This window comes from Yoonia sp. (assembly GCF_046498525.1).
Classification (GTDB): Bacteria; Pseudomonadota; Alphaproteobacteria; order Rhodobacterales; family Rhodobacteraceae; genus Yoonia.
Map to the genome: position 1 here is coordinate 1 of NZ_JAWOAN010000219.1, position 19,214 is coordinate 19,214.

General features: G+C 58.6%; 16 protein-coding genes and 1 tRNA gene. 14 read left to right on the plus strand and 3 right to left on the minus strand.

Going from position 1 to position 19,214, the window contains the following annotated elements; translation table 11 throughout:
* Positions 1-18 precede the first annotated feature (18 nt).
* Together R6T97_RS13380 and R6T97_RS13385 are read left to right on the plus strand one after the other, a co-directional pair.
* Positions 19-924 carry a LysR family transcriptional regulator gene (locus R6T97_RS13380; protein ID WP_410349810.1) on the plus strand — a complete coding sequence of 302 codons (906 nt, stop codon included), beginning with the start codon at positions 19-21 and terminating at the stop codon, positions 922-924.
* Positions 925-988: 64 nt separating this feature from the next.
* Positions 989-1,777 (plus strand): inositol monophosphatase family protein, encoded by a 789-nt coding sequence (locus tag R6T97_RS13385; protein ID WP_410349796.1) that lies wholly within the window; start codon positions 989-991, stop codon positions 1,775-1,777.
* Here the strand turns inward: R6T97_RS13385 and R6T97_RS13390 are convergent.
* Positions 1,774-2,508: a rhomboid family intramembrane serine protease gene (locus R6T97_RS13390; protein WP_410349797.1), complete on the minus strand. Its 735-nt coding sequence runs from the start codon at positions 2,506-2,508 to the stop codon at positions 1,774-1,776. The genes R6T97_RS13385 and R6T97_RS13390 overlap by 4 nt on opposite strands.
* A 31-nt stretch (positions 2,509-2,539) precedes the next feature.
* A complete protein-coding gene (gene putA, locus R6T97_RS13395; RefSeq protein WP_410349798.1) occupies positions 2,540-6,013 on the minus strand; it encodes a bifunctional proline dehydrogenase/L-glutamate gamma-semialdehyde dehydrogenase PutA in 3,474 nt (1,157 codons plus the stop codon).
* A gap of 106 nt (positions 6,014-6,119) precedes the next feature.
* On the opposite strand from putA, the gene R6T97_RS13400 reads away from it, so the two are divergent.
* The 12 genes from R6T97_RS13400 (at position 6,120) to R6T97_RS13455 (ending at position 17,802) form a co-directional block, all read left to right on the plus strand.
* Positions 6,120-6,611 carry an Lrp/AsnC family transcriptional regulator gene (locus R6T97_RS13400; RefSeq protein ID WP_410349799.1) on the plus strand — a complete coding sequence of 164 codons (492 nt, stop codon included), beginning with the start codon at positions 6,120-6,122 and terminating at the stop codon, positions 6,609-6,611.
* A gap of 36 nt (positions 6,612-6,647) precedes the next feature.
* Positions 6,648-7,187 carry a tetratricopeptide repeat protein gene (locus tag R6T97_RS13405; RefSeq protein ID WP_410349800.1) on the plus strand — a complete coding sequence of 180 codons (540 nt, stop codon included), beginning with the start codon at positions 6,648-6,650 and terminating at the stop codon, positions 7,185-7,187.
* Positions 7,188-7,232: 45 nt separating this feature from the next.
* Positions 7,233-7,318 (plus strand) — tRNA-Leu (locus R6T97_RS13410).
* Between the two features lie 634 nt (positions 7,319-7,952).
* Positions 7,953-8,294: a DUF2853 family protein gene (locus R6T97_RS13415; protein ID WP_410349811.1), complete on the plus strand. Its 342-nt coding sequence runs from the start codon at positions 7,953-7,955 to the stop codon at positions 8,292-8,294.
* Positions 8,295-9,068: 774 nt separating this feature from the next.
* Positions 9,069-9,770 (plus strand): FadR/GntR family transcriptional regulator, encoded by a 702-nt coding sequence (locus tag R6T97_RS13420; protein ID WP_410349801.1) that lies wholly within the window; start codon positions 9,069-9,071, stop codon positions 9,768-9,770.
* The gene (locus tag R6T97_RS13425) at positions 9,760-10,749 is read left to right on the plus strand and encodes an ABC transporter ATP-binding protein (protein WP_410349802.1); all 990 of its coding nucleotides are present in this window, start codon (positions 9,760-9,762) and stop codon (positions 10,747-10,749) included. The genes R6T97_RS13420 and R6T97_RS13425 overlap by 11 nt, the downstream gene beginning before the upstream one ends.
* On the plus strand, positions 10,746-11,828 hold the full coding sequence (locus R6T97_RS13430) for an ABC transporter ATP-binding protein (RefSeq protein WP_410349803.1): 1,083 nt from the start codon (positions 10,746-10,748) through the stop codon (positions 11,826-11,828). Before R6T97_RS13425 ends, R6T97_RS13430 begins: the two co-directional genes overlap by 4 nt.
* Positions 11,825-13,333, plus strand: a complete 1,509-nt coding sequence (locus tag R6T97_RS13435; RefSeq protein ID WP_410349804.1) for an ABC transporter substrate-binding protein — start codon at positions 11,825-11,827, stop codon at positions 13,331-13,333. The genes R6T97_RS13430 and R6T97_RS13435 overlap by 4 nt, the downstream gene beginning before the upstream one ends.
* Before the next feature lie 103 nt (positions 13,334-13,436).
* Entirely contained in the window at positions 13,437-14,384 is a 948-nt protein-coding gene (locus R6T97_RS13440; RefSeq protein WP_410349805.1) for an ABC transporter permease, read from the plus strand.
* A complete protein-coding gene (locus R6T97_RS13445; RefSeq protein WP_410349806.1) occupies positions 14,381-15,241 on the plus strand; it encodes an ABC transporter permease in 861 nt (286 codons plus the stop codon). The genes R6T97_RS13440 and R6T97_RS13445 overlap by 4 nt, the downstream gene beginning before the upstream one ends.
* A gap of 17 nt (positions 15,242-15,258) precedes the next feature.
* Positions 15,259-17,046, plus strand: a complete 1,788-nt coding sequence (locus R6T97_RS13450; protein WP_410349807.1) for a gamma-glutamyltransferase family protein — start codon at positions 15,259-15,261, stop codon at positions 17,044-17,046.
* A 3-nt stretch (positions 17,047-17,049) separates the two neighbouring features.
* Positions 17,050-17,802, plus strand: a complete 753-nt coding sequence (locus tag R6T97_RS13455) for a DUF1028 domain-containing protein (RefSeq protein ID WP_410349808.1) — start codon at positions 17,050-17,052, stop codon at positions 17,800-17,802.
* Positions 17,803-17,859: 57 nt separating this feature from the next.
* Here R6T97_RS13455 and R6T97_RS13460 read toward each other — a convergent pair whose 3' ends face one another.
* Positions 17,860-18,567 (minus strand): IS6 family transposase, encoded by a 708-nt coding sequence (locus R6T97_RS13460; RefSeq protein ID WP_410349809.1) that lies wholly within the window; start codon positions 18,565-18,567, stop codon positions 17,860-17,862.
* Positions 18,568-19,214 lie beyond the last annotated feature (647 nt).

Sequence of the window (19,214 nt, forward strand, 5' to 3'; positions counted from 1 at the left end):
AATGAGGACGGCTCACATATGCATATCGAGTTCAGACATCTGCGGACCATCAAGGCCATCCATGATGCCGGCGGCCTTGCACGCGCGGCAGATCAGTTGCACATCACGCAATCGGCCTTGTCGCATCAAATCAAGGGGATCGAAGATCAAGCCGGAGTCGAGTTGTTCGTCAGGCGATCCAAGCCACTGAAACTGTCTGCGGCCGGCATGAAGATGCTTGCTGCGGCGGAGCGGATTTTGCCACAGGTCGCAGCGTTGGAAGCGGAATTTTCCGGTCTGGTGGCAGGCAGCGCCGGTCGCCTGCATATCGCGATCGAGTGCCATGCCTGCTTTGAGTGGCTGTTTCCGGTGCTGGAGCAGTTCCGCAAAGCATGGCCGGAGGTGGATGTGGATATCCGTCCGGGGTTGGCCTTTGATGCTTTGCCTGCCTTGCGCAAGGAAGAGGTGGATCTGGTCATTTCTTCCGACCCCGAAGAGTTACCTGAAACGGATTTCACACCGCTGTTTGACTATGAACCTGTTTTCGTTGCGGCGGCCAGTCATCCGCTTGCGCAGAAGGACGTGATCGAAGCAGAGGATTTTCGCGGACAAACCCTCATCACATACCCGGTCGACCGGGTGCGCCTTGATGTTTTTTCGCAATTGCTGACACCGGCAAAAGTAGAACCGGCTGCCGTCCGGCAAGTAGAACTTACTGCCGTCATCCTGCTCTTGGTCGCGTCCAATCGCGGTGTTGCCGTACTTCCCGACTGGGTGGTGGGGCAGGTGCGCTACAGTTCTGACTATGTGACGCGCCCGCTGACTAAAGACGGGATCACGCGCAGGCTATATGCGGCGACACGGCAAGACGATACCAGCCGTCCCTACATGGCACATCTGATCAGGTTGGCACGACAGGAAGCGGTGAAATTGCAACGCGTCTGAGCCCTTGCTTCACGAGGGTTTGGAGCCTATACGCCGCGCTTGACCCAAACCAAGGACCCGCGACATGGCCGGCAGTGCAAACCTGAACGTAATGATGAAAACTGCCCGCAAGGCCGGGCGCGGTTTGCTGAAAGACTTTGGCGAGGTGGAAAACCTGCAGGTCAGTGCCAAAGGTCCGGGTGATTTTGTCAGCCGCGCCGACAAGGCAGCAGAGGCGCTCATCAAGGAAGAGTTGATGCACGCGCGTCCGACCTACGGATTTCTTGGCGAGGAAGGCAAGGAGATCGCAGGCGAGGATCCGACCCGCCGCTGGATCGTTGATCCGCTGGATGGGACCACCAATTTCCTGCACGGTCTGCCGCACTGGGCTGTCTCGATCGCCTTGGAACACAAGGGCCAGATCGTCGCAGGTGTGATCTATGACCCTGTAAAGGACGAAATGTTCTACGCCGAAAAAGGCGGTGGTGCCTGGTTGAACGAAAGCCGTCTGCGGGTCTCGGGTCGTCACCGCATGATTGAAAGCATCTTTGCGACGGGTCTACCCTTTGCCGGTCGTGCCGACTTGCCGGCCACCATTCAGGATCTTGCACGCCTGCTACCGACCTGTGCAGGGGTGCGCCGTTTTGGTGCCGCAGCGCTTGATTTGGCTTACGTTGCTGCAGGCCGTTACGATGGATATTGGGAACGGGGCTTGCATGCTTGGGATATCGCGGCGGGGATTGTGATTGTCCGCGAGGCAGGCGGTATTCTGGAGCCGCTGAATCCAGAAGGCGACATTCTTGCCGATGGCCAGCTGATTTGCGCAAACGAGCCGATCTTTGACACCTTCGCCAAGGTCATACGCCAGAGCTAACGCCTGACAATTGGAATGTTGCTGCGTCCGTAGGTTGTTTCCGGGTGCGGCGGGTGCCCATCTGTCTGTCGCCAGAACAATACTCCGCCAAGCCTGAACCAAAGCGGTAAGGTCAGCAACAGCCCGATCACGAATCCGCCTGCGTGCGCCCAGTAGGCGACCCCGCCGTTTGATGTGTCTACGTTTATTCCGCTGAATAGCTGCAAGGCAAACCAAAGACCCAGCATGATCCATGCCGGAATGGGCAGGACGCGGAAAAACACGATGAAGAAGATAAAAACATCCACCCGCGCCTTGGGAAACAGCAGCAGATAACCGCCCATCACTCCTGCAATGGCACCAGAGGCACCCACTATCGGAATGACCGATCTTGGATCGAATGCAAACTGCACCAATGAAGCGCCGATACCGCAGGCCAGATAAAAGAGTAGAAAGGGGATATGCCCCATTTCATCTTCGAGATTGTCCCCGAATATCCATAAAAACAGCATGTTACCGGCCAAATGCATGATGCCGCCATGCAAGAAGACCGACGTGACCAGCGCGGCAAAATTCTCGCCTTCCGACAAACGCGCTGGCAAAAGCGCATAGTCGAAATAAAACTGCGCCAGTGTGCGTTGATCCTGAAGCAAAGCCAGCCCAGCCAAAAAGATGGACACGTTGATGGCAATCAGGCTCAGTGTCACGTAGGGCGTGCGTGCGGATGGGTTATGGTCGCGGATCGGAAACATGCCCCGACCGTCCCCGAACCGGACGCAGTGGTCAAGTCAAAGCTGGGCCAGCAACCTCGGCCAGCAGTGCGGCGTTTCCGCCTGCTGCTGTCGTGTCGATACACACGTGGCGTTCGTGCAGCACATGGGCCTTGTCCGGCATGCCGGTGATCAACGCGATGATGAGTCCCTCACGCTGACTGAGCGCTGTTTCCAAGGCGCGTCCGGTTGCATCATCACCCCACCAGATTACGCCACCAAGCGCCGGAATTTCGGCAAGCTGGGCCGGCGTCAAATTACCGTCTGTGCTTACGGCGATCCCGCCAAGCTTTTTGACGGCGTCCATTTGGTCTTGCGCGGCTTTGGCCCCTGGCCCCATGCACAGAATTGGACCGCGAGGGTGTATGCTGTGGCGGTTGGATTCGCCTGTCGGCCCGGGCAAGTCAGTGGGTGGCTCGGGTACGGGTTTGTCGGCGTTTACAAGTCGGTTGTTCAATGCCTTGACGTCGGCGGCCCCTTCCCATGATCCATCGGACCTCGGCGCGGGTTGGGCTGTAAAGCGGGGCAAGTAGTGCGGGCCACCTGCTTTTGGGCCTGTGCCTGACAGTCCCTCGCCGCCGAAGGGCTGGCTGCCGACCACCGCGCCGATCTGGTCGCGGTTGACGTAGATATTACCTGCTTCCACTTTCTCGACAATCGTTTGCACACGGTCATCAATGCGTGTGTGCAACCCGAATGTCAGGCCGTAACCGGTGGCGTTGATGGATGCGATGACCTTGTCCAACTGTGACGCCTTGAAGGTTGCCACGTGCAGGACGGGACCAAAGATTTCCTTTGTCATCTCTTGGATGCCAGCGACCCGAATGGCGGTGGGCGGGATGAAATGCCCACCGGCCGGGGCGGCAATCTGGTGGATGATGCGCCCTTCGGTTTTGGCGTTGGCGATGTGATCTGCAATGCCTTTGTATGCGGCGGCGTCAATCACTGGCCCCACATCCGTTGAGAGATGCCAAGGGTCACCGACGCGCAATTCGTCCATCGCGCCTTTCAGCATTTTCAGCAGACGGTCTGCGATGTCTTCCTGCACATAAAGACAGCGCAAGGCAGAACAGCGCTGGCCTGCCGACTGAAACGCGCCGTTGATGATGTCTCTGACTGCGTGTTCGGGCAGCGCGGTGCTGTCCACGATCATTGCATTGAGACCACCAGTCTCGGCGATCAGGGGCGTGCCCGGTGCGCAATGCGCCGCCATGTTGCTGCGGATTTTCAGCGCCGTTGCGGTTGATCCGGTGAAGGCAACGCCATTGATCCTCGGATCAGCGGTAAGGGCCGCGCCAATGTCTCCGCCACCCGGCAGCAACTGCAGCGCGCTTACCGGAACACCTGCCGCATGCAAGAGCGCGACAGCACGCGTTGCGATCAGGGGCGTTTGTTCAGCAGGTTTCGCCAGAACCGCATTACCAGAGGCAAGTGCCGCTGCGATCTGCCCGGTGAAAATGGCAAGAGGAAAATTCCAAGGGCTGATGCAGGTCCAGATGCCGCGTGCCTTTTGGTCAGGGCGGGCTTGGGCGGCATAATAACGCAGGAAATCAACAGCTTCACGCAGTTCGGCTACGGCATCGGGCAGGCCTTTGCCCGCTTCGCGGGTCAGAATTGCGAAGAGTTCATTTGCATGGGCTTCATAAGCGTCCGCGGCAGCATTCAGTGCCTTTGCGCGGGTCTGGACGTCTGCATCCCAAGGTGCAGCACCGGCGATTGCATGGCCAACCGCGTCTCGGGTGGCATTTTGCACCTGTCCCACGGTGTCACCCGGCTTGGCGGGGTTGATCACGGGGATCGGGTCTTGGAGCTTCCGGCGGGAGTTTTCAGGGCAAGATGATAGGACGGGTGCCGCGTCCCAGTTGGCATTTTGGTGTGGGTCGCGCCCGTCCGAGATGCCGCCAAGCGTGGGGCGATGGGTGAGGTCCCAGCCACGTGAGTTGATCCGCTCTGGTTGGAACAGGTCTGGGCCCTTAGCCAAAGCAGGGGCTTGCCCCATGCTGTCAAAGGGGCAGGCGGCCACGACTTCGGGGGGCACATCCTCATCCACGATCTGGTTGACGAAGCTGGAGTTCGCGCCGTTCTCCAGCAGGCGTCGCACAAGATAGGCCAGCAGATCTTCATGTGCGCCCACGGGGGCGTAGATCCGGCACCGGGTCTTTTCTTTTTTGAGGACGATAGTGTGCAGCGTCTCTCCCATGCCATGCAGACGCTGGAATTCATAGGCATCCGTGCCGCAGCCCATCTGTGCTGCGATGTCCAGAACAGCGGCAACCGTATGGGCGTTATGTGTGGCGAACTGTGGGTAAATCCGGTCGGTTATGCCCAGCAATTTGCGGGCATTGCTGATATAGCTGATGTCGGTGTGTTGCTTGGCTGTGAAAACGGGGAAACCGTCGATCCCTTCGACCTGCGCGCGCTTGATTTCCGAATCCCAATAGGCGCCCTTCACGAGGCGGATCATGATTTTGCGGTCCAGACGGCAGGCCATGTCATACAGGCAGTCAATGACCAATGGGGCCCGCTGGCCATAAGCTTGAACCACGACACCAAAGCCCTCCCAGCCCGCTAGCGCCGGTTCAGACAGCACCGCGCCGATCACATCAAGTGAAAGAGACAGGCGGTCAGCCTCTTCGGCATCGATGTTGAAACCCATTCCCGCCGATTTGGCGAGCAGTGCAAGCGCACGCACACGCGGCACCAGTTCTTCCATCACGCGCGTCTCTTGCGCGACCTCGTAACGGGGGTGCAGAGCCGAGAGTTTCACCGAGATGCCGGGGTTTTCGGCAACGCTGTCACGGGTGCAATGTTCGGCAATTGCGCTGATGGCGCGGGAATAGGCAAGATGGTAGCCTCTCGCATCGGCATCCGTGCGCGCCGCTTCGCCAAGCATGTCGTAGCTGTAGGTGAAGCCTTTTGCCTGCATGCCGTCGGCGCGCTTCATTGCTTTGCCGATGTCCTCGCCCAAGACAAACTGACGGCCCATTTCGCGCATTGCGCGGGCAACGGCAGTGCGGATCACAGGTTCACCAAGGCGTTTGACGGCGCTGCGCAGATGGCGGGTCAGCCCCGGTTGCTCGTCATCCAGCACACGTCCGGTGAGCATCAGCGCCCAAGTCGAGGCATTCACCAGCGAGGACGCAGAGTGGCCCAGATGCTTACCCCAATCCGAAGGTGCGATCTTGTCTTCGATCAACTCATCCATCGTCTCAGCGTCAGGCACCCGCAACAACGCTTCGGCCAGACACATGAGTGCAATGCCTTCGTCGGTGGACAGCCCATATTCGGCCAGAAACACCTCCATCAGACCCGGATCAGAGCTGTTGCGGATCAGTGTGACCAGTTCGGCAGCGCGCGCAGAGATGCGTGTGCGATCGGCATCAGTCAGCTTTGCTGATGCAACAAGGGCGTCGACAGCGCTGTCTTCGTCCTTGTACATGGACAGGTCAATTTGGTGGCGGACATCCAAGTTGTAATCGCGTGGCATGGTGGGCTGCTCCATAAAGTTGACCCATGATAACCGATTACTGCTAGTCAATCCGACTGCATTATGCAATTTTAATGGGCAATACGACTGAATGATGGTGTGATTCATGGCCGAAACGCTCTCCGATCTTGATACATTTGACCGCAAGATTCTTGATATACTAACGGTCGAGGGGCGGATCAGTGTGACAGAACTTGCCCGCCGGATCGGGTTGTCAAAGTCGCCGACACAGGCGCGCCTGAAGCGGTTGGAAGATCAGGGTATCATTCGGGGCTATCGTGCGCTTTATGACCCGATCCGGCTGGGCCGGGACCATGTCGCCTTTGTGGAGGTAAAGCTGTCGGACACGCGTGAAAACGCGCTGGCTGCATTCAACGCTGCGGTTATGTTGGTTCCCGAAGTCGAACAGTGTCATTTGATCGCAGGGGCGTTTGATTACCTTTTGAAGGTGCGTACGGCTGGTATGACGGGGTATCGCGCTGTTTTAGCGGAAAAAATCTCGACTTTGCCGCATGTGTCGAACACTTCAACATATGTCGCCATGCAAGCGGTGAAGGAAGAGGGGATCACTCCGGTTGCGCCCGGCGCAGGCGGGTGACTTGACCCAAGGGACGGTCACCGCAATTATCGACATATGAAACTGATATCATCTCTTTGTCTTATCGGGACTCCTGCACTTGCTGAAGCCTGCCCAGCCGTCACCGACCAGAGTCAGCGGATTGCTGAAATAGTCGTTGAACTGGGTCAGGCGCGCGGCGAAGGCGAAGCACAAGTGCTGAACCGTGAATTATGGGAAATCTGGACAGATGCACCCGATGAAATCGCGCAATCAATGCTTGATGAGGGCATGTCGCGCCGGTCAAGCTATGATTTTATGGGGGCCCGCAATGCCTTCGACCGCTTGGTGGATTACTGCCCGCATTACGCCGAGGGGTATAACCAGCGCGCGTTTGTGAACTACCTCAACGGCAAATTTGACGAAGCACTGATTGATTTGGATCGTGCGCTGGACATTACGCCCAATCACATCGCCGCGCTTTCGGGCAAAGCGCTTACATTGATGGGTTTGGGGCGTAACGCAGAAGCGCAGGTCGTCTTGCGGGCCGCCTTGGAAATGAACCCGTGGCTGCACGAGCGAGCGCTTCTTGAGGAGCCAATGGAGACAGACCTCTGATCACGGCTTGCCGCAGCGCCCATGGGCGCTTAGGAATGGCAACGTGCCCGCGTGGTGGAATGGTAGACATCGGAGACTTAAAATCTCTTGGCCGCAAGGCCGTGCCGGTTCGAGTCCGGCCGCGGGCACCATTTGATGAGTTAAGCTATTGTTTCTCTTCAGTTTTCGCTATTGGATTCTGGAGCGTAGACCATGCTGGGGACCAAGGCTGCCCCGTTCACATTTGTAAGACAGGTCACGTGCTTTGCAGCAATCTCTCACGCCGTATTGTCACCACACAGCGCCTCAAGCGCTACCGTGGCCTTATCCGAAAAACTGCGTCTCTCGGTTATTTGCGTATCCTGTCGTAAAAGTTAGATACACCTCAGGACGCTGTCCGGTTTTGCGGACCACTTCAGTCGTTCATCGCGTCAAAATCGAATTCTGCGCCGCAGACGACATTTCCTTTCTTTTCTTGTCGTTGCAGCCCGCAAGGAAAGCCGGTCGAACAGAGGTGGTCCAGCCACAAGTGTGAAAACCAGAGTGTTTCAGCCCTCGCGCATGCATGATCTCGCATACGAAAAGAAAACGGACGACTGCATGTCGGGACCCTTCTTTAAACGGGGCGGAGCTGGCCGAAACGAGGCGACCAACGGGCAAAAAAGGCAAAACATCGCCGTGGGTCTGCTTTTTTCTTTACGAATTGAAACGTGAGACATTAACTTGTCGAGGCATCGCACACGGCGGTCGGCATTGGAAAACAACAGCAAATTTGGGGACATTCTCATGGGAAAAAGAGACGATTTGATTGCGAAGTATGCGGACGATTTAAAAAATAAGTGCGGCATGACCCCGGAGTTGGACCTTCTGACGAAGGTCACGATCGGCTGTGGTCCGGCAATTTACAATGCAGACGCCTCAACCGTTGCGGGCAGCCAGCCCGATGAGATTGAAACCGTGAAGAACAACTTTCTGATGAAAAAGCTTGGCCTGAAAGACGGCCCGGAACTGGATTCAGCGATCAGCTCTGTTCTGGACACATACGGCCAGTCCGAGCGCAACAAATACCGTGCTGTCGTCTATTACATGTTGACAAAGCACTTTGGCAAAGAGTCCGTCTACGGCTGAACCTTCCTGATAATTGTATGAAAACGCCCGCCTTTTCGGTGGGCGTACTGCGTTATTTGGTCGCGGATCAGGCTGATTTGAATAGCATTCGAGACACTTGATGTTTGCATGATCCGAAGAATTTCAGCTAAAGTTGGGCTTGGATCAGAACGGTCCGAACCAGAGATTCAGTTGCGTGTGGTGGAGTTGGAGCACGCGGGGGAAAGAGGGTTCGGCCATGGTCCGAACCCTCTTTTCTGTTATGTATTTAATCCCATGGTTTGATGGTGTGATCCTTTCTCAGGAATGGAAGGAAGCATGATGCGACAAGTTCGTCACAAGAGCGCCACGCATCGCTGCCGGTAGCGGTTTGCGCAGTAAACCATGAGAGGGGCTGCAGGCCTACAGAGCTGCAATACAGTAATCTGCGGGCGGGCAGGGTGATGACGCATGGTGGTCTCCGGTGTTCCGTGCTCGCAGCCCATCATAGCGTTCGACATTGGCCTTGGGTTTGTTGCGCAGGATCAGAGCCTGCGGCACTGCCACTCCAGTGGTCTTGCCGTCAATCGAGTACTGAACCAATTTTGACCAATTATGCATTTCATTGATTCGAAGATGCTTTTTAGATCAAGAAATGTGGCCATAATTTTTCGACCTGATTAAATTTTAAGCTCTTAAACGTACATATTTTTTGGATTTTGCTAAAAACTTTTATCCTGCTGCAAGTTTTCCTTGCCTTGTTCCCAGAATTGAGAATGTTTGAACCTATGTTAAATTGGTTCCCAAAGGTGCGGTATGACTGATCGCTATCGTGATAACTCGTCCCTTGCGCTGGAACGTCTGCGTGCGATGCTGCGCGATATTCCTGCAACCGGGCAAAGCCGGATCCCGACCGAGCGCCAGCTGGCGGAAACCCTAGGTATCAGTCGCCGCTCGGTGCGCCGCGCGCTGGAAGTGCTCGAGGCCGAGGGGCTGGTCTGGCGGCGTCAGGGGGCCGGCACCTTTGCGGGCCCACGTCCGGATACGCTGGGCGATTATCCTGACAGCCATCCCGATTTCTCCGAGGTGATGGAGGTGCGCCTGCGGCTGGAGCCGCAATTGGCACAGCTGGCGGCCCTGCGCGCGACCGCATCGGACGTGGCCCGTATGCGCGACATTCTGGGCCGTCTTGATGGCACCGATGATGCCGACGGACGCGAATTGTGGGATTCCGCCCTGCACCGCGAAATTGCGCGGACGGCTGGCAACAAGTTTTTTCTGGCGATCTTTGATTCCATGGACCAGGCCCGCCATGACGAGGCGTGGCGCGCCTTGCGTGAACGCGCACGCAGCAGTGCCAACCTGTCGGCGACGATGCGCCAGCACGGCGAACTTGTTGATGCCATTGCCGATCATGATCCGGTGAGAGCCGGCGCGGCGATGCGCGCGCACCTGATGGCACTGCACGAAGGCATCCTGCGGCTGACATCCCTGGAGGCACTTGAAGATGCATTCTGAACCAGTTCTTGACGTGCGCGACCTGTCGATTCGGTTTCGCGGCCAGCCTGTTGATCTGATCGATGGCGTCAGCTTTCAGATCGCGCGCGGCAAGACGCTGTGCCTTGTGGGTGAATCGGGCTGCGGAAAATCCGTCACTTCGCTGGCGATCATGGGGCTGTTGCCCAAGCGGTCCGCCACGGTCACACGCGGATCGGTCCGGTTCAACGGGCGCGATATGCTGGGGTTGCCGGATGCCGCAATAGAAGATCTGCGCGGAAACAGCATGGCGATGATCTTTCAGGAACCGATGACCAGCCTGAACCCCGCCTTTACCGTCGGTCATCAGGTGGCCGAGGCCGTGCGCCGCCACAAGCTTTGCAGCAAGTCCGAGGCCCGCGACCGCGCGCTGGAGATGTTTCGCAAAGTCAGGATGCCTGCGGCGGAAAAGCGGCTGGATGATTATCCGCACCAGATGTCGGGTGGGATGCGCCAGCGCGTGATGATCGCAATGGCATTGGCCAACGATCCGGCCCTGTTGATCGCGGATGAGCCGACGACTGCGCTGGATGTGACCATTCAGGCGCAGATTCTGGACCTGATGGGCGAATTGCAGGACGAAACCGGTGCCGCACTTTTGATGATTACCCATGATCTGGGTGTCGTGGCTGAAATCGCCGATGACGTGGCTGTCATGTATGCGGGCCGCGTCGTCGAAAGTGGCCCCGTGGCGGGTATTTTCGAAGAACCACAGCATCCTTATACGCTGGGCCTGATGGGATCGATGCCCGCCATCACTGGGCGGCAGGGCCGGTTGCTGACGGTGCCCGGGTCGGTGCCATCGCCCGATGCGATGCCGCCCGGTTGCCGCTTTGCGACGCGGTGCCCGTTTATGGTGGATGCCTGCCAGATGCAGCGCCCCGATCTGACCGCCGACGCGCAGGGCCATGCGGTGGCCTGTCTGCGCGCACCGCTGGAAACCATGGTGGCCGCACAATGAACGATATCATCCTCGAAACACGCGATCTGCACCGCCGCTTTGGCCAGGGCGGGGGGGTTTTTGCGAAAAACACAACGATCCACGCGGTCAATGGCGTGTCGATGCAGGTACGCCGGGGTGAAACTTTTGCCATCGTCGGGGAATCCGGCTGCGGAAAATCGACATTGGCGCGGCTGCTCTTACGCCTGATCGACCCCAGCGAAGGGCAAGTGTACTACGAAGGGCAGGATCTGACAGAGCTGGGTGGCGCACAGATGCGTGCGCTTCGGTCCGACCTGCAATTCATCTTTCAGGATCCGTTTTCATCGCTCAACCCGCGCATGAGCGTCGCATCCATCATTGCCGAACCGCTGCGGGTGCATACCGGACTGTCCGCAGCTGAACGGCGCACCAAGGTTGCCGAGCTGATGGCCCGTGTGGGGTTGCGACCGGACATGGCGGACCGCTATCCGCACGAGTTTTCGGGCGGCCAGCGGCAAAGGATCTGTATTGCACGCGCATTGGCCTCGGGGCCGAAGTTGTTGATCGGGGATGAACCCGTGTCGGCGCTGGACGTGTCGGTGCAGGCACAGATCGTGAACCTGCTGGAGGACCTCAAGCAGGAATTCGGCCTCACGCTGGTGGTCATCGCCCATGATCTGTCCGTGATCCGCCACATGAGCGACCGCATCGCCGTGATGTATCTGGGCGAAATCGTCGAACTGGCCGACACAGAGACGCTTTTTACCACGCCGCGCCATCCTTACACGCAGGCGCTCCTGTCGGCCATTCCGGTGCCGGTGCCTGGGGTAGTACGTTCGCGGACCGTGCTGGGCGGCGATATTCCGTCACCTGCCAACCCGCCGTCCGGCTGCAAGTTCCATACCCGCTGCCCCCATGCCACAGACCTGTGCCGCACCACCAATCCCGTCTTGCAAGGTGACGGCCACCAGATCGCCTGCCATCACCACCAGTCCCTGCCCAATCCGGTTCTTCCCGTGACCAGTTCCGGTTCCCGCAGTCCTGCCGCCGTGGCGCGCTTTGCGCTTTATCGTGCGGCCACTCAAAACAAAAACACCAGCAAGGAGACGACCCCATGAAAACAGCAAACCTCATGACAACGCTTCTGGCCACTGTCGCAATGACGACAACGGCCTTCGCCGCCGATCTTCGGATCGGCCTTCAGGAAGACCCCGATGCGCTCGACACTGATCAGGCGCGCACCTTTGTCGGTCGGATCGTATTTGAATCGCTCTGCGACAAACTGGTCAACATCACGCCGGAACTGGATTTCGTGCCGGAACTGGCCACATCGTGGGATTGGTCGGATGACGGCCGCACGTTGACGATGCAACTGCGTGAAGACGCGACGTTCCATGACGGCACGCCCTTTGATGCCGCCGCCGTCGTTGCCAACATCGAGCGGTCGAAAACCCTGACCGAAAGTCGCCGCAAATCCGAACTGACTTCGGTGGATACGGTGGTGGCCACTGGCCCGTTCGAGGTGACGTTCAATCTGGCCACACCGGATGCGACGCTGATCGCCCAGTTGTCGGACCGCGCGGGGATGATGATTTCCCCGACAGCCGCTGCCGAAAAGGGGCTGGAGCTTGCCAACAGCCCGGTCTGTTCCGGCCCCTACCAGTTCGTCGAGCGAATCCAGCAGGACCGCATCGTTCTGGAAAAATTCGCCGACTATTACGATGCTGATAACTACAGCTTTGACCGGCTGATCTTTTTGCCGATCCCCGATACCACGGTGCGCCTTGCCAACCTGCGTTCGGGCGATCTTGACATGCTGGAACGTCTGGCCCCGTCGGATGCCGCCAGCGTCAGGGCCGATGACAGCCTGCAATTCGCTGCGGCCACCAGTCTTGGCTATCAGGGGATTACCGTGAACGTGAACAACGGTCCGCGCTCTGAAACGACCTTTGGGCAGGACAAGCGCGTGCGTCAGGCTCTGTCACTGGCCATCGACCGCAATGTGATCAACGAGGTCGTGTTCGAAGGGGTCTATGCCGCAGGCAACCAGCCTTTCCCGCCAACTTCTCCTTGGTATAACCAGTCCTTCCCAGTGCAGGACCGCGATGTGGATGCGGCCAAAGCCTTGCTGGCCGAAGCAGGACTGCCCGACGGGATCGCGATTGAAATCCAGGCGCCCAACAACCCGGTCCAGCTGCAACTGATGCAGGTGGTGCAGGCCATGGCCACCGAAGCGGGTATCGATATTTCGATCACGGCGACGGAATTCGCCACGATGCTGCAACAGCAGGCGGCGGGCAACTATGATGCCTCGCAGGTGGGCTGGTCGGGGCGGACCGATCCCGATGGCAACATCCATTCCTTTGCCACTTGTGAAGGCGGGTTGAACGACAGCAAGTTCTGTTCCGAAGAGGTCAACACCCTTTTGAACGAGGCGCGTCTGTCCACTGACCCTGCCGACCGCAAAGCCAAGTATGATGCAGCCATCGCGATCCTGAACGAAGAGATGCCGATCGTCTATCTCTATCACCAGACATGGCTCTGGGCGATGTCGGACAAGGTGGAGGGCTTTACCGCCTATCCTGACGGCATGATCCGCCTGTCCGGCGTGACGATGGAATAACGCGCCAGCGTAACAATGCCCTGCCCCTTTCTCGGGGGCAGGGATGCATCAATCGCCCGGGGCCATCCGGCCTCCGGCGCCACCCGATATCCCGGACAGGCCCATGTTGTTGTTCATCCTCCGCCGTATCCTGATTGCAATCCCGACGCTGATCCTTGTCTCGATGTTCGTGTTCGCCCTGCAGAAGCTTCTGCCTGGCGATCCGATACTCGTGATGGCAGGTGAGGATCGCGACCCCGAGGTGATCGCGTTGTTGCGTGAAAAATACCGCATGAACGAACCGCTCGTGATGCAGTATCTGTATTGGGCGCGCGATGTTCTGCGCGGTGATCTGGGTGTTTCGCTGCGCACCAACGAACCGGTACTCAGCCTGATCGCGTCGAAACTGCCGGTCACGATCCAGTTGGCTGTCATGTCGATGCTGTTCGCCTTTCTGATCGGGATTCCCGCCGGTATCCTGTCGGCAGTGCGCAAGGGCACATGGGTAGACTGGCTGGCCAACCTGTTGGCTCTGTCGGGCCTTTCAATCCCGAATTTCTGGCTGGGGATCATGCTGATCCTGCTGGTTTCGGTCAATCTGGGCTGGTTGCCCGCGTCGGGATATGAAAGTTTCTGGGTCGATCCGGTCAAATCCCTGACCACGATGATCATGCCCGCCTTCGTTCTAGGCACGGCATTGGCCGCGACGCTGATGCGGCATACGCGGTCTGCAATGCTGGGAGTGTTACAGGCCGATTATGTGCGCACCGCACGTGCCAAAGGGTTGCGGGGGCGTGTCGTGATCCTGAAACACGCGTTCCGCAATGCCGTTTTACCAGTGGTCACGCTGTCGGCACTCTTGTTCGGCGAACTGCTCGCGGGGGCCGTTCTGACGGAACAGATTTTCACCATCCCCGGTTTCGGCAAGTTGATCGTGGATGCCGTTTTCAACCGCGATTACGCCGTCGTGCAGGGCGTGGTCCTGTGCACGGCGGTTGGCTTCATCTTCATGAACCTTGTGGCTGATGTGCTTTACGTGATCCTGAACCCCAGACTGAGGACAGCGCAATGACCGCTATCGCTGATCAACCCGCCAAAACCACCAGCCGGTCATGGCGCAAGCTGCGTTCCAACAAAAGTGCGCTTGTCGGGGTCACGTTGGTCACGTTCTTTGTGGCACTTGCGCTGCTTGCGCCGGTTTTGCCAATTGCCGACCCGATAGGTACCGATTGGGGCGCGATCCGCAAGCCGCCTACGGCAGCCGCGTGGATGGGAACCGACGAGATCGGGCGCGATGTGCTGTCGCGCATGATCTGGGGTGCGCGCGCGTCGCTTCTGGCGGGCGTCGTGTCGGTGCTGATCGCAGTGGCCATCGGCGTACCCTTTGGGCTGATATCTGGTTATTTCGGCGGTTGGACCGACAGTATCATCAGTCGCATCACCGACGCGCTGCTGGCGATGCCGTTCCTGATCATGGCGATCGCGCTGGCGGCTTTTCTGGGGCCATCGCTGACCAATGCGATGATTGCCATCGGCCTGTCGGCGGTGCCGATCTTTATCAGGCTGACACGCGGGCAGGTGCTTGCCGTCAAAACCGAAGATTACGTCGAAGGCGCGCGCGCCATCGGTTTGGGGCATGTCCCGATCATGACGCGCTATATCCTGCCCAATGTGTTTCCGCCGATCCTGGTGCAGGCAACGCTGACCATCGCCACGGCGATCATCGCCGAAGCCTCGCTGTCGTTTCTGGGCTTGGGCCAGCAACCGCCCGCGCCCAGCTGGGGATCGATGCTGAACACCGCCAAGAATTTCCTGTCGCAAGCGCCCTGGATGGCGATCTGGCCCGGGGCAGGAATATTTCTGGTCGTGATCGGGTTCAATCTTATGGGTGACGGGCTGCGCGATGCGCTTGATCCGCGCGAACACTGATTTATCGGAGGAACTGAATGTCTGCCTTTACTACGCGCCCCGAAATTCTGGGCCGGTTCGGGGTTGTCACCTCGACCCATTGGATCGCATCCGCAGTCGGGATGAAGATCCTCGAACAGGGCGGCAATGCCTTTGATGCGGCCGTCGCGACGGGCCTCGTGTTGCAGGTGCTGGAGCCGCATCTGAACGGGCCTGCGGGTGATCTGCCCGCGATCATCTATTCCAAGGCCAAGGATAAGGTCGAGGTGATCTGCGCCCAAGGGCCCGCTCCGGCGGGTGCCACGATCGATCACTATAAGGCCGAAGGCATGGATGTTATCCCCGGCGACGGGTTGCTGGCCACGGTCATCCCCGGCGCTTGGGACGGCTGGATGCTGATGCTGCGCGACTATGGCCGCCTGTCCCTGCGCGATGTGCTGGAACCCGCCATTTTCTATGCCGAAAAGGGTCACCCCGTGCTGCCGCGTGTTGCGGCCACCATCGCGGGGCTGGGCGATTTCTTTCGCACCGAATGGCCGACATCCTATGAAACATGGCTGCCGGATGGCGCCGCGCCGCAACCTTGGACCAATGTGACCAACCCCGCGCTGGCCGCGACATGGACACGCATCCTCTCCGAGGCCGAAGACAAACAGGGCCGCGAAGCGCAGATAGCCGCCGCGCGCGACGCCTTTTATCGCGGTTTCGTAGCCGAGGGGATCGCGGATTACCTTGCCAAGGCCGAGGTCATGGACGCCTCTGGCGCGCGGCACAAGGCGGTGCTGACAGCGGACGATCTGGCCGGTTATGCCGCGCATGTCGAAGACCCGCTGACCTATGACTACCACGGCTGGACGGTGACGAAATGCGGACCGTGGACGCAAGGGCCGGTGTTGTTGCAGGCACTGTCGCTGCTCAAGGGATTCGATCTTGGCGCGATGGACCCCAATGGCGCGGATTTCATCCACCATGTGGTCGAGGCCAAGAAGCTCGCCTATGCCGACCGCGAGGTTTATTATGGTGATCCCGATTTCGCCAATGTCCCCATGGATGCACTGCTGTCCGACAGCTATGCCGATGCACGGCGCAAGCTGATCGGCACCAGTGCCAGCATGGAGCTGCGCCCCGGTCACGTGCCGGGCTTTGCAGATCAGGCCGATAAGACGATGGCCCTGCTGGATGCGCTCAGCCGCACCGATCAGGCGGTCTATGAGCCGACGATGGCGCATCTGTCCGAAAAGAAAGGCGATACCGTCCATATCGACGTGATCGACAGCGACGGCAACATGGTGTCGGTCACGCCATCGGGCGGCTGGCTGCAATCGTCGCCCACCATTCCGGGGCTGGGGTTCTGCCTGAACAGCCGCGCACAGATGTTCTGGCTGGAACCGGGGCTGCCTACCTCGCTGGAGCCGGGCAAACGGCCGCGCACTACGCTGACACCGTCGCTGGCGCTGAAAAACGGGGTGCCGCAGCTGTCATTCGGCACGCCGGGGGGCGACCAGCAAGACCAGTGGCAGTTGGTGTTTTTCCTGCGTTACGTCCATCACCAGATGAACCTGCAAGAGGCGATCGACGCGCCGCTGTTTCATTCGGCGCATTTCCCGTCCAGCTTTTACCCACGCTCGCGCCAGCCGGGGATGATCATGGCCGAAAAGACCTTTGGCGCCGACGTGTTGAACGATCTACGCGTGCGCGGCCATATCGTAACCGAGGCTGAACCCTGGAGCGTGGGACGCATGACCGCAGCGCGGCGCGATCCCGACGGATTGCTGCGCGCAGCCGCCACCCCCCGCCTGATGCAGGCCTATGCTGTAGGACGTTAAGATATGACATATTCCATCGTTGGACGTGACCCCGCCACCGGCCATTTCGGCATTGCCGTTGCAAGCCGCTTCTTTGCCGTGGGGTGTGCTGTGCCCTTCTTGAAAGGGCGGGTCGGGGCTGTTGCCACGCAGGCCTTTGTAAACCCGACCTACGGGCCGGACGCCCTGCGCCTTTTAAAGGCGGGTGCGCCCCCTGATGCGATCATCCCGATCTTAATGGAGCGCGATGATGGGCATGCAAACCGCCAGTTCCATCTGATTGACGCGCAGGGGCGCAATGCTGCCTTTACCGGTGATAACTGCGTGGACTGGTGCGGGCATCTGGTGGCAGATGGGGTGTCTGTGGCGGGCAACATGCTGGAAGGCCCCGCCGTGATCGGCGATACGCTGGCGGCCTATAAGAATGCGATGGACAAGCCGCTGGCTGAACGGCTGCTGATCGCGATGCAGGCGGGCGAGGATGCGGGTGGCGACAAGCGCGGCAAGCAATCCGCCTGTCTGGTGACCTACCGCGATCAGGATTATCCGTGGCTGGATATCCGCGCCGATGACCACGCCGATCCTCTGGATGAATTGCGCCGTCTTTACGCCGTGGCGCAGGAACGGTTCCTGCATGTGGCCGAAACCATGCCGACACGAGAAAACCCCCACGGCATGGTCGACCGCCGTGCAATCGACGACACCATCGCAAGGCTCGAGGCCGAACGGATCGCCGCAGGGCGGCCCACCGCCTCACATATGGTGAACAAGGGCTAGTGGCGGTGCTGTCAGACCAATTCGAACCAGTCTCAGTTTGCCCCAGAATGCGTGAACTTATGCGGAACAAAGCTGACGCCACTCAGAGAGTGCGGCGGTTCGATTGAGCTTGAAATTGTCGCGTGAGGAAAGATGGCGTTCCTGATTGAAATGGTTATGGACGGAAGAATGGACGGATGCGAATTTCTGCAGACATCGCATTTGCCTGAAACGCAGCATCGCCCGCTCTCGTCGCCGAAACGGCAGGTGTGAGTTCTCGGCGCGATTGTTGAGCCAGCGACCAGTTTCCTGACGTTTGAGGTTGCCGATATCTTTCATTGCAGCGCCGTAGGACCTCAGTTTGTCCGTGACGATGATTTCTGGTTGGCCGTAGCGCCTCATGGATTTCTTGAGGAATTTCAACGCTGCTTTACGATCACGGCGCTTCGTCACATAGCTTTCCAGCACTTCTCCATCGTGATCTACCGCGCGCCACAGGTAATGCGTCTCGCCGCTGATTTTCACGAAAACCTCGTCGAGGTGCCACTGCCAGTTTGAATGGGATCGCAACCGACTGACCCGATTTCTGCGGATCTCGCCCGCGAACATCGGACCAAATCTATTCCACCAGAACCGGACTGTCTCATGGCTGATTTCAATCCCGCGCTCATGAAGGAGATCTTCGACATTCCGAAGCGAAAGCGGAAAACGGACGTAAAGCATCACGGCCAGGCGGATAATTTCAGGTGACGTTTTGAAGTAGCGAAAGGGAGAGCGTTTTGTCATCCAAAGAGGCTAGGGCGGTGTGCTGCCCGCCTCAAGGGGGTTTTGTCTGACAGTGCCGGTCCGCATGGTCATCGACGGGATCGGCACCTCCGTCAAGCGGATGATCTCAGGGGTTGGTTTTGAAGTACTTGAATGGAGAGCATTTTGTCATCCAAAGAGGCTAGGTCGGTGTCCTGCCCGCCTCAAGCGGGTTTTTGTTTGACAGTGCCTAAAATGCTGTTTGGTTGATATCACCCGGCGATGCACCGTAGGGCGCTGGCCGATAGCTGGGGGTAGGTTATTCTTTGGTGCGCTCACTATGGGACCGGGGTCGGGCCGTTTGCGTTCATAGCCACAAAATGGGGAGTTAGCCCAGCGCATCGACTGCGCGACCGCTAGCAGGGTTTGTGCCCAGAAACAAATAGGGCTTCCCCGATATCATCTGACCAAGACGCGGGCATTAATTCCCCCGACAAGCGTTTTTCTGATGTGGGGCTTTATGTGGGGTATGTCTTATTCACCGCCAGAAAATTCAATGATTTCAAAGGTGAATGGCGGGGCTGCCAGGCTACTTCGTACCAGTCTCAGTTTTCTGCAGCAGGCGTGAACTTATGCGGAGCAAAGCTGGCGCCACTCAGTGACAACGGCCGTTCGGTTGCGCTTGAAAT